We start from the raw sequence: 13,374 nt of genomic DNA, 5'->3' as shown, positions 1-13,374 counted from the left end.
TCTGCACAAAATAGAATTGTGCTGTATAAACGTCCAGTTTTAAAGCAGTTTCCTGCGAGCCTCCACGCAAAAAGAAAAAGGCCGAACAAGTCGGCCTTTTACAGAGCGGGTGAGCGAACTACAGCAGGCGGCGTGCCGCTTCCACCACGATTTTCACCGCGTGGCTTTCCGTCTGCTTCATCGTCTCAGCGTTCGGGATTTCCTGCTGGGTACGGTTAACGATAACGCCTGCTACCATCCCCGCACGCAGACCCTGGCTTGAGCACATGGTCAGCAGCGTCGCGGATTCCATCTCGTAGTTCATCACGCCCATAGACTGCCACTCTTCCATAGAACCTTTGTAGTTTCTCACTACGCGGCCGGAGAAGGTGTCATAGCGTTCCTGACCCGGATAGAAGGTATCAGAGGACGCCGTCACGCCGATGTGCGTGGTCGCGCCTACGGCTTTCGCCGCTTCAACCAGCGCGGTAGTACACGCAAAGTCAGCGACTGCCGGGTATTCCATCGGCGCAAAGTGCAGGCTCGCCCCATCCAGACGGACGGATGCGGTGGTCACCAGAACATCACCGACGTTGATATGCGGCTGAATAGCGCCGGTGGTGCCTACGCGCAGGAAGGTGCGGATACCCAGTTGGGCCAGCTCTTCGACGGCGATAGAGGTGGATGGGCCACCGATACCGGTAGAGCAAACGATCACTGACTTGCCATCAAGTTCGGCACGCCAGGAGGTAAATTCACGGTGAGATGCCAGTTTTACCGGCTTTTCCATCAGCGCGGCGATCTTTTCCACACGTTCCGGGTCACCTGGGACGATAGCGAGTGTAGCCCCCTGAAGGTCGCTTTTGGTGAGGCCGAGATGAAAAACATCAGACTTGGACATAAAGAACTCCTCTGTGGTTCAGTTTTGTCAGAAGAAGCAAAAATGTACTTTATAGAAGACCACAACATCTTTTCGTGACTACCATCACTAAGAATTAAAAATATTACATTAAATTCCATGCAATTAGTGATTCACATCACATTAACAAGTTATTGTTACTCCCTGCTGACCAAAAATACGCCGCATTCAGGCAATGTGATTTGGCTATGAGTTCATTAAAAGGGTACGGAGAATGCCATGACAACCAACAGACAACCTGGATTTGCCCCTGCGGCTTCACCTCACGCCTCAACCACTGTTCATACGCCTGAAGAGGCTATCTCAGCGGGAGAAACCTCTATACCTTCACAGGGTGATACGCTGCCAGCGTACTACGCTCGCCCTAAGCATAGCGATGCGCCTCTGCCGGTAATCATCGTAGTGCAGGAGATTTTTGGTGTCCACGAACACATCCGCGATATTTGTCGCCGTCTGGCGTTAGAGGGCTATCTGGCGGTCGCACCAGAGCTCTACTTCCGTCAGGGCGATCCGAACGATTATGACGATGTCCCCTCGCTGTTTAGCGACCTGGTGTCCAAAGTCCCCGACGCTCAGGTGCTAGCCGACCTCGATCACGTCGCCAACTGGGCGGCACGTAACGGCGGCGACGCCAGCCGCTTATTGATGACGGGCTTTTGCTGGGGTGGCCGCATTACCTGGCTATACGCCGCACATAACCCGCAGCTCAAAGCCGCCGTTGCCTGGTATGGCCGTCTGGTGGGTGACAAAACCCTGAAGATGCCGAAAAACCCGGTCGACATCGCGGTTGATCTTAGCGCCCCGGTGCTCGGGCTGTACGGCGGCCAGGATACGGGGATTCCGCTGGAGTCGGTTGATACCATGCGCCATGCGCTGCGAGCGGCTAATGCAAATGCCGAGATCGTGGTTTACCCGGAAGCCGGGCATGCGTTCAACGCCGATTACCGCCCGAGCTATCATGAAGAGTCAGCAAAAGATGGCTGGCAGCGTATGCTGGAGTGGTTTGCGCAGTACGGCGGGAAAAAGAGCTAATTCCCCTGGTAAAGAAAAACGGAGGCGTTAGCCTCCGTTTGATTTTTTAAGCCTGACGCAGGTTCTGCGCCGCTTTGACCATGTTCGCCAACGCCGCGCGGGTTTCTGGCCAACCACGTGTTTTCAGACCACAGTCCGGGTTAACCCACAGGCGCTCTGCCGGAATGCGCTGCTCTGCTTTCTTCAGCAGTGATTCAATCCACTCCACGCTCGGTACGTTCGGCGAGTGAATGTCATAGACGCCCGGCCCAATTTCATTCGGGTAGTCGAACTCTTCGAACGACTCCAGCAGCTCCATATCGGAACGGGAGGTTTCGATAGTGATCACATCCGCATCCAGTGCCGCAATGGAATCCATGATGTCGTTGAACTCGCAGTAACACATATGGGTGTGGATTTGGGTATCATCCTGCGCCACCGCGGCGTTAATGCGGAAGGCTTCCACGCCCCACTCCAGGTAGGCGGCCCAATCGCTGCGGCGCAGCGGTAGACCTTCACGCAGTGCCGGTTCATCGATCTGGATGATGCCAATACCGGCCGCTTCCAGATCCGCCACTTCATCACGCAGCGCCAGCGCAATCTGCTTAGCGATAGTTTCACGGGTCACATCTTCACGCGGGAAGGACCAGCAAAGAATCGTGACCGGGCCGGTCAGCATCCCTTTCACCGGTTTGTCGGTCAGAGACTGGGCATACTTCGCCCACTCCACGGTGATCGCTTCCGGGCGGCTCACGTCGCCAATGACGACTGGCGGCTTCACGCAGCGAGAACCGTAGCTCTGAACCCAGCCGTTCTGGGTGAAGACGAAGCCGTCGAGATGCTCGCCGAAGTATTCCACCATGTCATTACGCTCGGCTTCACCGTGCACCAGCACGTCTAGCCCCAGACGCTCCTGTTCGACGATCGCCTGCTTAATGTGTTCGGCAATGCCGGTGCGGTAGTTATTCGCATCCAGATTCCCCTTTTTGAAATCCAGACGCAGGCCGCGAATCTCGGTGGTTTGCGGGAAAGAACCGATCGTTGTGGTCGGCCAGGCCGGAAGATTAAAGCGCGCGCGCTGCGCTTCAGCGCGTACCGGGTAGGCGCTAGCACGCTGGCTGTCTTTGGCGGTAATCGCCGCCAGACGCTGTTCCACTGCCGCATTGTGTACGCGGGTTGAGTGACGGCGCGCCTGTATCGGTGCGCTCCACTCAACCAGAGCCGCCGTGTTGCCGGTATTCAGTGCATCGCGTAGCAGCGCCAGCTCACCGCATTTTTGCAGGGCAAAGGCGAACCAGCTCTTCACTTCCGCATCCAGGCGAGTTTCAGCGCTCAGGTCGATAGGGCTATGCAGCAGAGAGCAGGAAGAGGCGACCCAGAGTTCACGTTTACCGACCAGCGCTTTAATCTGCGCATATTTTTCAGTGAGGTCGGCGCGCCACACGTTGCGGCCGTTAATCAGGCCTGCGGAGAGCAGCCAGTCGGCTGGCAGGCGCTGATGCAGAACTTCAACGTCATCTTTACCGTGCACCAAATCAACGTGCAGCCCCTGCACCGGCAGCGCGGCGATAGTGTCCAGATTCGGCGTCACGCCCTCGAAATAGGTGGTGAGCAGCAGCTTCACCTGCCCCTGCAGCGCATCATAAGCCGGTTTAAATGCGTTCAGCCATGCCTGCGGCAGCTCCAGCACCAGCGCAGGTTCATCAATCTGTACCCACTCAATGCCGCGTTTCGCCAGTTCAGCCAGCACCTGCTGATACACCGGCAGAATGTCATTTAGCAAGGTCAGGCGGTCAAACTGCTCACCCTTCACTTTACCCAACCACAGATAGGTAACCGGCCCCAGCAGGACAGGCTTCACGTGGTGGCCAAGCGCCAGCGCTTCGTCGACTTCGTCCAGCAGTTGGGTCCAGGTCAGCTTGAACTGCTGGCCTTTGGTGAACTCAGGCACCATGTAGTGATAGTTGGTGTTAAACCATTTGGTCATTTCTGCCGCCGCCGCAGGTTCACCGGTCGGTGCGCGCCCACGGCCAATACGGAATAAGGTATCGATATCGACGGAGCCATCTTTGTTCTGATGGCGAGCCGGGACGTTGCCCAGCAGCAGACTGGTGGTCAGCACGTGATCGTACCAGGCGAAGTCGCCCACCGGCAGCAGGTCGATGCCCGCCTGCTTCTGCTGATCCCAATGGCGGGCGCGCAGCTCGCGACCAACGGCCAGCAGGTCTTCACGGGAGGCGTTACCCGCCCAATAGCTCTCTTGCGCTTTTTTCAGCTCGCGACGCAGCCCTACGCGAGGGAAACCGAGGGTGTGGTTTTGAATAGTCATCATATGCCTCTCATGGATTTTTCAGTATTTAGCCGTCCAGATGTTTACACATCCATAATCGACAGGTACTGTATATTCCTCAAGCGCAAATTGTTCATGCCGAAGTGAAGGACTTTCATGATCGAAATTAAACATCTGAAAACGCTCCAGGCGTTGCGGAACAGTGGTTCTCTGGCGGCCGCCGCGGCGACGCTGCACCAGACCCAATCCGCCCTGTCTCACCAGTTCAGCGATCTGGAACAGCGCCTTGGCTTCCGGCTATTCGTACGTAAAAGCCAGCCGCTGCGCTTTACCCCACAGGGGGAGATTTTGCTGCAGCTGGCAAACCAGGTGCTGCCGCAAATCACTCAGGCGTTGCAGGCCTGCCATGAACCGCAGCAGGCCACGCTGCGTATCGCAATCGAATGCCATAGCTGTATTCAGTGGCTGACGCCCGCGCTGGAGAATTTCCGCAAGCAGTGGCCGCAGGTTGAGATGGACTTTAAGTCCGGCGTCACCTTTGACCCGCAGCCTGCGCTACAGCAAGGCGAGTTGGATCTGGTACTGACCTCAGACATCCTGCCGCGCAGCGGCCTGCACTACTCGCCGATGTTTGATTTTGAAGTGCGCCTGGTACTGTCGCCGGATCACCCGCTGGCGGCCAAAGCGCGCATCACGCCAGAAGATTTGGCGGCAGAAACGTTGTTGATTTATCCGGTGCAGCGCCAGCGCCTTGACGTCTGGCGTCATTTCCTGCTGCCTGCTGGCGTAAGCCCACAGCTGAAAAGCGTTGATAACACACTGCTGCTGGTGCAGATGGTCGCCGCGCGGATGGGCATTGCCGCTCTGCCGCACTGGGTAGTAGAGAGTTTTGAGCGCCAGGGTCTGATTGTGACCAAAACCCTGGGCGAAGGACTGTGGAGCCGACTGTACGCCGCCGTGCGTGATGGCGAGCAGCGTCAGCCGGTAATGGATGCGTTTATTCGCTCAGCGCGGAATCACGCTTGCGATCATCTGCCGTTCGTGAAGAACGCGGAGCGACCCAATGGCGATGCACCCACAGTGAGGCCAGTATCACCGCAGCCCCTGTAAGGAAGCTCGGCCAGTGGGGCTGTTGATGCCAGATTGCCAGGTTCACCAGCAGCCCTGCAGGCACATGCATGTTGTTCATAATACCTAAGGTGCCCGCATCCACCTGCGTGGCGCCGTAGTTCCACATAAAGTAGCCAATCCCCGAAGCCACCACGCCAAGAAATACCAGAATCCCCCACTGCGGCAGAGTCTGCGGCATTTTCTGCGCGTTGCCGAGCAGCATCCAGGCCACCGCCGCCACCAGAAACGCCCCGAGGTAGAACCAGGCAAAAGCGTTATGCTGCGGCATTGGCCGGGTCTCCATCAGGCGCTTATAGCCCACCATGCCGATGGCAAAGACGATATTGGAGAGCTGCACCAGAATAAGGCCCGTCCAGAAATGGTTAGTGATATGGTCGTAGCGGATAATCCCCGCGCCAATCACCGCCAGCAGCGCACTAAACGCGTAGCTCCAGCGCAGTCGGCGTCCGCTCATCAGGTCGTAAATCAGCGTGATGTAGAGCGGTGTCAGGACGGTAAACAGCAGCAGCTCGGAGACGGTCAGGTAGAGATAAGCGTGGAAGCTCAGCATATACATGATGCCAAGCTGCATTGCGCCCACCAGCATGTACAGGCCAACGGTTTTCAGACTGTGCCCGCGGGTGCGAAGAAACGGCAGGAAGACCAGCGCCGCCAGGCCCACGCGCACCAGCACCGCAAAGTAGCTGTCGACGTGTCCGGCAAGGTACTCGCCGTAAAAGCTAAAGGAGAAAGCCCACAGGATGGTGGTAATAATCAGCAGCGCCACAATGAATGTCTCATAAGAAGATGAGCATTCATTGTAGCGGAGTTGGTGGTTGACAACTGACCAATAAGCAGTCAGTTGTTGATAATTAACGCAGGTACATGTCGCGCAGGAAGTGCGGTACCGCGTCATCGGCGTTCGAGCCGATCACTTCAAGCTCCGGATGCAGATCTTTCAGACGCTGGTGCGCGCCTGCCATGATGCAGCCTTTACCTGCCATCGACAGCATTTCAGCGTCATTCATGCCATCGCCGAACGCGATGCAATCTTTAAGGGTATAGCCCATCGCTTTCGCCACCGCTTCCAGCGCATGGCCTTTCGACACGCCGCCCGCCATCACTTCCAGGCAGGTGAGCGTGGAGAAGCTGACGTTGACGCGATCGCCCCAGCGCGCGTTAATCGCCTGCTCCAAAGGCAGCAGCGTTTCGTGATCGTTGCAGGTGAAGAACACCTTGCTGACCCCTTCCGGCTCCAGCATACCCGGCTCATACAGGGTGTAGTTGAATACCGCTTCCTTGAAGAAACGCATCTCTTCCGGGCGGTGACGGTTCATAAACCATTCATCTTCACGATAAACGTTGGTGACGATATCCGGGTTGTCATTCACGATGCCGAAGAGATCGGCGGCGATATCACGATCGAGGTTATGAGCGAAAACCTGTTTCCCATCGGCATCGTGCACGCGCGCGCCGTTGGAGGTGATCATGTAGGATTTGATCCCCAGATTATCGCGAATCTGCCCTACGTCGATGTAATGACGTCCGGTAGCAAAGACGAAGTTCAGGCCGCGCTCGGTGAGCAGCTTCAGCGTCTCTTTCGCGTACGGCGTTAAGTGGTGGTCAGGGGAGAGTAAGGTGCCATCTAAGTCAGACGCAACAACCTGGTACATATTCGAATTTAACCTCTAAACAGTGCGCCGCTGGCGCCGAATTAACAATGTCGATGGAAAAAATCGACGATGGCAGTGAGTGCGACTGAGCGCATAGCGTCCTTTTCAAAAAGGATCTCATGATAGGCGCCCTGTATGACAAGCGGCTTACCGCCATCACAAGGATGGCCCGCTTCGGCGCGGATTTCGCAATAACGATCGTGCATGCGATTATCAACGACGCGTTCTTCCTCTGCCTGAATCAGCAGAACGGGGAACGTCTCTTTTGCGGCACCGGCGAGGATTTGCTCCCCTGCCAGAATACCCTCTCTGACCCAGTGATACGTGGGGCCTCCCACGCGCAACCGGGGCTCATCGGCATAAAAACGGACGTTACGCCGATAGCGTTCGCGACTATGGGTCAATACATTAATGCCAAACGGCAGCGCATGCCATCGGCCTGTTCCCATTGCATACCCTTCCCGAAGACGCTGATGGCCCTCAGCCCAATCGAGAAGCGGTCTTACCACCCATTCCGGCAGGCGCATAATAATACCGAACATCGGCGCGCAAAGCGCGATGGCATCACAGCCTTGCGGATTACGCTGCAAAAACTGCGTGGCGATGGCACCGCCCATCGAGTGGGCGAGAATAAATCGCTGCCGCCAGTGCCCCGGCAGCACCTGCTGCTGCCAGAAGGCCGCAAGATCGTCAACGTAGTCGCTAAATTTTGCCACGTGACCGCGATGGGAGTCAGACAACATGCGCCCGGAGCGCCCCTGACCGCGATGGTCGATAATCAGCACATCAAAGCCGCTATGGAACAGGTCGTACGCCAGCTCGGCATACTTCACGTAGCTCTCAATTCGCCCAGGACAGACCACGATTACGCTGTCGTGCGCCGGTGAACTGAACCGAACAAATCGTACCGGAATGCCGTCAACGCCGATAAACTCCGCTTCCTTCCGCCCTCGCCAGAAATCCATCAGCGGGCCGGTCGTAAAGGCAGCAAACGCGTTTTCTCTTGTATTCCAATCCTTTTGCTGTTGAAACATCGGGCTTCCACCCCTGCTAACCGCTGAAAATCATTTTTTTGTGACGCCTGACACAACGCCAGGACAATAGCGTATTGTGGCATAAAAACAGACAATCAGGGAGTTTCTCATGACCTTCGAATGGTGGTTCGCCTACCTGCTCACATCCATAATTCTTAGCCTTTCACCAGGCTCAGGGGCGATCAATACCATGACCACCTCCATTAACCACGGCTATCGCGGTGCCGCGGCATCGATTACCGGCCTGCAAACCGGTCTGGCGATTCACATCGTGCTAGTTGGTGTGGGCCTTGGAACCCTCTTCTCGCGATCCCTGCTGGCCTTTGAGGTGGTGAAGTGGGCGGGGGCGGCGTATCTTATCTGGCTCGGCATTCAGCAATGGCGCGCCGCAGGCTCTATCGACCTGAAAACGCTGGCGAAAACCCAAAGCCGCGGCAAGCTGTTCCAGCGCGCGGTGTTCGTGAACCTGACCAACCCGAAGAGCATCGTGTTCCTGGCCGCTCTGTTCCCGCAGTTTATCGTGCCGCACCAGCCGCAGATAATGCAGTACCTGATTCTTGGGGTGACAACCATCGTCGTCGATATCATCGTGATGATTGGCTACGCTACGCTGGCGCAGCGGATCTCGACGTGGATTAAAGGGCCGAAGCAGATGAAGGCGTTGAATAAAGTGTTCGGTTCGCTGTTTATGCTGGTGGGAGCGCTACTGGCGTCGGCGCGCCATGCCTGAATACGGCACGCAAATTTTTGTCGTGGGAGCCGCTAACTAACAAAATCACGCGATCGGCGGCGCATCCCGAAAAGAAGCCTGTAATTACCGCTACGCGACAAATAGCCTGAGTGCCAGAATGCCGCCAGACTTTTCATTCACGGATGATAAACAATGGCGGAGACAGCCACGCCGCATGACGCGGTGTTTAAAACCTTTCTCTCCTGCGCCGATACGGCGCGGGATTTTATTAGCCTCCATCTGCCCACTCAGCTTCTCCAACTCTGCAAACTGGAGACGCTACGGCTGGAATCGGGGAGCTTTATCGAAGAGGATCTGCGCCCCTACTACAGCGATGTTATCTATTCGCTGCAAACCACCACCGGGCGCGGCTATATCCACGTCCTTATCGAACACCAGAGCACGCCGGATAAACATATGGCCTTCAGACTGCTGCGTTACGCCGTTGCCGCCATGCAGCGCCATCTCGAGGCCGGTCATAAAACCTTACCGCTGGTGGTTCCCATTCTGTTTTATCACGGCAAACGCAGCCCCTATCCCTGGTCGCTAAACTGGCTGGATGCGTTCAGTGACCCTATCGCCGCACGTCAGCTCTACACCTCCCCTTTCCCGCTGGTGGACATTACGGTCATCCCTGATGATGAGATTATGCAACACCGCAGCATGGCGGCGCTGACGCTGGTGCAGAAGCATATCCGGCAGCGGGATATCGCGTTGCTACAAGACAAGCTCGCCAGTTTGTTCATTCTGGGACACATGAACGGACAACAAATAACCGTGCTGGTAAACTATCTGATACAGGCCGGACAAACCCAGGATGTTCAAAAACTATTGTATGGATTGGCACAGCGCGTGCCGCAGCATGGAGAAAAACTTATGACCATGGCAGAACAGTTAAAGTTGATTGGCCGTCAGGAAGGGATTCAACAAGGTATTCTGGAAGGCAAACTTGCGGCAACACAGGATATTGCTCAAGCAATGCTAGCTCGGGGGCTTGATAGCAACATCATCACTGAGATCACCGGACTTTCCCTCGATGAACTCCAGCAACTTAGCCACTAAACACCGATTAGCCCACCCGATACGGTTATCGAGTGGGCCAATCACTTAGCGAGAAATAATCAGGTGAATACCGAAACCGGCGAACAGTGTGCCCGCCACGCCGTCGATCCACTTCGCTGCGCGCTGGTAGCCGCGACGCATAGCGGGCAGCGCAAACAGGCTCGCCACGACGGTAAACCAGGCCAGCGTTTCGAGGATAATCAGCAGGAAGATCCCCCAGCGCTCGCCCGCACCGACGTTATCACCGACAAACAGTGAGAACACAGAGCCAAAGTAGATAATTGCTTTTGGGTTGGCGAGGTTCGTCAGCAGACCCTTCATAAAGCTGCGGCCGCCCTGAGCCAGTTCAACCTGCGGTTCTTCCGCTGCGTCAGACGGCTCTTTCTTCAGCGCCCCGCGCAGCATCTGGTAGCCCATCCAGCACAGGTACAGACCACCGCCGACCATAATGATGGTGTGCAGCCACGCCATTTTTTCGATAATCAGGTGCAGGCCGAGCAGCGCAACGCCCGCCCAGACCATCACGCCACAGGTGATCCCCAGCACGCCCATCATGGCTTCTTTGCGCGAGCGGCTCACGGCGGTCTGGGAGACAAAAAAGAAGTCCGGCCCCGGGCTCATCAAAGCAATGATGTGCACCAGCGCGACGGTCAGAAATAGCGTAATCATGATAGACCTACCAAACGGGACGATAAATTCGCGGAAAAGAGTACAGTGAGTCACCATCTTTGCACTTTTTCCGCAAACTGACTACTCCTCATCATCTCCGTCGACGTGAGCGCGAATCAGCGCCAGAAATTCACGACCAAAGCGTTCGAGTTTACGCGTGCCCACACCGTTGACGCTGAGCATATCGCTCGGGGAGATAGGCATCTGTTCTGCCATTTCAATCAGCGTCGCGTCGTTAAAGACGACGTAAGGCGGGATATTTTCTTCATCGGCAATGGCTTTACGCAGCTTACGCAGCTTAGCAAACAGCTGCTTGTCGTAGTTACCCACCGCCGCTTTCTGCATCACGCGCGGCTTCAGCGCCACAATACGCGGCACCGCAAGCTGCAGCGGCACTTCGCCGCGCAGCACCGGACGGGAAGCGTCGGTAAGCTGGAGCGCCGAATGTTGGGCAATGTTCTGGGTAACAAAACCTAAGTGGATAAGCTGGCGAATGACGCTGACCCAGTGTTCATGACTTTTGTCGCGGCCCATGCCGTAAACCTTGAGCTTATCGTGCCCGAATTCGCGAATACGCTGGCTATTGGCACCGCGAATGACCTCGACGACGTAGCCCATCCCAAAGCGCTGGTTAACCCGGCCAATGGTGGAGAGCGCAATCTGCGCGTCCTGCACGCCGTCGTACTGCTTCGGTGGGTCGAGGCAGATGTCGCAGTTGCCGCACGGCTCCTGACGCCCCTCGCCAAAGTAGTTAAGCAGCACCAGGCGACGGCAGGTCTGCGCTTCGGCAAACGCCCCCATCGCGTTGAGCTTATGGCGCTCGATATCCAGCAGCATGCCCTCTGGCTTTTCTTCCAGGCATCGACGCAGCCACGCCATATCGGCCGGATCGTAAAACAGCATCGCTTCCGCTGGCAGGCCATCTCGGCCAGCACGGCCGGTTTCCTGATAGTAAGATTCGATATTGCGCGGGATGTCGAAGTGCACCACAAAACGGACGTTGGGCTTGTTGATGCCCATCCCGAAGGCCACGGTGGCCACCACGATTTGCAGGTCGTCGCGCTGGAATTTTTCCTGCACGTCAGCGCGCACGGTATTTTCCAGCCCGGCATGATAAGCCGCCGCGCTGATGCCGCGGCTTTGCAGGCGAGCCGCGGTATCTTCAACCTTCGCACGGCTATTGCAGTAAATAATGCCGGATTTGCCCCGCTGCTCCTGCACGTAACGCATCAGCTGATCGAGCGGTTTAAATTTCTCCATCAGCATGTAGCGGATATTCGGGCGGTCGAAGCTGCTGATTTGAATCAGCGGGTCGTTCAGCCCCAGCAGGCGCACAATGTCGCTACGGGTAGTGTCATCGGCGGTAGCGGTAAGCGCCATAAACGGCAGCGCGGGGAAGCGCTGACGCAGCTGGCCAAGGGCCGCGTATTCCGGGCGGAAATCGTGCCCCCACTGCGAGATACAGTGCGCCTCATCCACCGCCAGCATCGCCGGATTCCAGTGCGCCAGATGCTCAAGGAAGTTATCCAGCATCAGGCGTTCCGGGGCGATATAGAGCAGGCGAATCTGCCCGGTACGGCAGCCGGCCATCACCTCTTGCTGCTGTTCACGGGTTTGGGTGGAGTTGATACAAGCCGCCGCCACGCCGTTCGCCAGCAGCTGATCGACCTGGTCCTTCATCAGCGAGATCAGCGGTGAAACCACCACCGTCAGGCCGTTAAGCACCAGCGCAGGAATTTGATAACACAGCGACTTACCGCCGCCGGTAGGCATCACGACCAGGCAGTCGCGCCCTTCCAGCACGGTGTCGATAATGGTTTCCTGGCCAGGGCGGAACTGCTGGTAGCCAAAGGTCTCTTGCAAAACCTGTTTAGCCAGCGATTCCTGATTTAAAACTTCCGCCTGTGCCACATTGACCCCATTACCGTTAAATAAAAACAGGCGCTATTTTCAGCGCCCGCGTGCCAAACTGCAACGTTTTAGACGAATTCCTTCGGCCATGCTCGCAACAAACCGCAGGAATTGCTCTTAAAACAGATCGTTAAGCATGACCCCAACCCCAACGCGAGTCTGGTTAAAGTTATAGTCGATAAGCGACTCGCCGTACCCGCTGTACACCTGAGTATAGAGGCGAACGTGCTTAGTGACCGGATAGCTCACGCCCAGTTCCGCGCCGCCGTAGCCGGTGTTCCAGTTATATTGCCCCTGCGCACTGAGCACCGCGTCGCCCAGCTGGTAGCCGATTTTCAGCCGGTAATAGCCCATATACTTGGTGATATCCGGGTTATCGTCGGTATCGCCAATGACGTACCAGGGCTTCACCTCAACCAGCCAGTTGCCGTTTTGCGCCATCAGACGTGTATAAAGACGATTCCAGCTGCGGGAGGTCGGGTCAGAGCGACCGTTGGAATCATGGTTATAGCCCATCTCAATGTCGCGAAGCGTCCAGCCCGCGAAGCGATAATCGGTAGCAAAACCAAGGAAAAGCTGCGGCTCATAGTTGGTCTCGCGGAACGGCGAAGACTCATCGCTGTTGGAGAGCTGCCACCAGGAACGCTGGGTGTACGAGGCGGCCAGCACCGAGTTATCCCCCAGAATGCCGCGCCACAGCGGGAAGGCCAGGCTAAGCTGGAATTTCACCTCATCTTTGCGCGCATTCTCGGCCCAGTCGTAGGAACGAATCGCCTCTTTATTGAGGTCGCTGGTCCAGGTGTAAAGCAGGTAGTTGCTTTCATAGGGGTAGAGCGTAAACGGGTTATCATGCTCCTGTAGAAGGTTGGCGATAATACTGCCGCGTACTGCCGGTGCATCGTGCACCTCTTTAATTGTCGCTTCCTGTGCCAACGCCGCGACAGGCAGCAGCAGCGCCAGTAACCCACTGAGTGAGATCCGCATCA

At 56.5% G+C, this 13,374-nt stretch carries 12 protein-coding genes; 4 read left to right on the top strand and 8 right to left on the bottom strand.

Annotated elements, in window-relative coordinates:
• Positions 1 to 118 precede the first annotated feature (118 nt).
• Complete coding sequence (udp, locus tag V6940_RS21355; protein WP_185669752.1) at positions 119 to 880, bottom strand: uridine phosphorylase; 762 nt, start codon at positions 878 to 880, stop codon at positions 119 to 121.
• Between the two features lie 237 nt (positions 881 to 1,117).
• Here udp and V6940_RS21350 point away from each other — a divergent pair, with 237 nt between their 5' ends.
• Entirely contained in the window at positions 1,118 to 1,930 is an 813-nt protein-coding gene (locus tag V6940_RS21350; protein WP_333497228.1) for a dienelactone hydrolase family protein, read from the top strand.
• A gap of 46 nt (positions 1,931 to 1,976) precedes the next feature.
• Here V6940_RS21350 and metE read toward each other — a convergent pair whose 3' ends face one another.
• Positions 1,977 to 4,238, bottom strand: coding sequence for a 5-methyltetrahydropteroyltriglutamate--homocysteine S-methyltransferase (metE, locus tag V6940_RS21345; protein ID WP_333497241.1), 2,262 nt, complete (start codon positions 4,236 to 4,238; stop codon positions 1,977 to 1,979).
• A gap of 117 nt (positions 4,239 to 4,355) precedes the next feature.
• On the opposite strand from metE, the gene metR reads away from it, so the two are divergent.
• Positions 4,356 to 5,309, top strand: coding sequence for an HTH-type transcriptional regulator MetR (metR, locus tag V6940_RS21340; RefSeq protein WP_333497227.1), 954 nt, complete (start codon positions 4,356 to 4,358; stop codon positions 5,307 to 5,309).
• Here the strand turns inward: metR and V6940_RS21335 are convergent.
• The 3 genes from V6940_RS21335 to pldB all read right to left on the bottom strand — a co-directional run bounded on the left by V6940_RS21335 (position 5,197) and on the right by pldB (position 8,016).
• Complete coding sequence (locus tag V6940_RS21335) at positions 5,197 to 6,096, bottom strand: carboxylate/amino acid/amine transporter (RefSeq protein WP_333497226.1); 900 nt, start codon at positions 6,094 to 6,096, stop codon at positions 5,197 to 5,199. The genes metR and V6940_RS21335 overlap by 113 nt on opposite strands.
• A gap of 85 nt (positions 6,097 to 6,181) precedes the next feature.
• A complete protein-coding gene (gene yigL / locus V6940_RS21330) occupies positions 6,182 to 6,982 on the bottom strand; it encodes a sugar/pyridoxal phosphate phosphatase YigL (RefSeq protein WP_333497225.1) in 801 nt (266 codons plus the stop codon).
• Between the two features lie 41 nt (positions 6,983 to 7,023).
• Positions 7,024 to 8,016 (bottom strand): lysophospholipase L2, encoded by a 993-nt coding sequence (pldB, locus tag V6940_RS21325; RefSeq protein ID WP_333497224.1) that lies wholly within the window; start codon positions 8,014 to 8,016, stop codon positions 7,024 to 7,026.
• Positions 8,017 to 8,125: 109 nt separating this feature from the next.
• Here pldB and rhtB point away from each other — a divergent pair, with 109 nt between their 5' ends.
• Both rhtB and V6940_RS21315 read left to right on the top strand, forming a co-directional pair.
• Positions 8,126 to 8,746: a homoserine/homoserine lactone efflux protein gene (rhtB, locus tag V6940_RS21320; RefSeq protein WP_333497223.1), complete on the top strand. Its 621-nt coding sequence runs from the start codon at positions 8,126 to 8,128 to the stop codon at positions 8,744 to 8,746.
• 153 nt (positions 8,747 to 8,899) lie between these two features.
• Complete coding sequence (locus V6940_RS21315; RefSeq protein WP_333497222.1) at positions 8,900 to 9,808, top strand: Rpn family recombination-promoting nuclease/putative transposase; 909 nt, start codon at positions 8,900 to 8,902, stop codon at positions 9,806 to 9,808.
• 45 nt (positions 9,809 to 9,853) lie between these two features.
• Here the strand turns inward: V6940_RS21315 and rhtC are convergent, their stop codons facing one another.
• The 3 genes from rhtC to pldA all read right to left on the bottom strand — a co-directional run bounded on the left by rhtC (position 9,854) and on the right by pldA (position 13,372).
• Positions 9,854 to 10,477: a threonine export protein RhtC gene (gene rhtC / locus V6940_RS21310; protein ID WP_185669759.1), complete on the bottom strand. Its 624-nt coding sequence runs from the start codon at positions 10,475 to 10,477 to the stop codon at positions 9,854 to 9,856.
• An 81-nt stretch (positions 10,478 to 10,558) separates the two neighbouring features.
• Entirely contained in the window at positions 10,559 to 12,388 is a 1,830-nt protein-coding gene (gene recQ / locus V6940_RS21305) for an ATP-dependent DNA helicase RecQ (RefSeq protein ID WP_185669760.1), read from the bottom strand.
• A gap of 117 nt (positions 12,389 to 12,505) precedes the next feature.
• Positions 12,506 to 13,372: a phospholipase A gene (gene pldA, locus V6940_RS21300; RefSeq protein ID WP_333497221.1), complete on the bottom strand. Its 867-nt coding sequence runs from the start codon at positions 13,370 to 13,372 to the stop codon at positions 12,506 to 12,508.
• Positions 13,373 to 13,374: the final 2 nt, after the last annotated feature.

Source organism: Kluyvera sp. CHPC 1.251 (assembly GCF_036759945.1).
GTDB lineage: Bacteria > Pseudomonadota > Gammaproteobacteria > Enterobacterales > Enterobacteriaceae > Kluyvera > Kluyvera sichuanensis.
The sequence above is the reverse complement of the archived record's forward strand: the minus strand, read 5'-3'. Positions and strand labels throughout refer to the sequence as shown.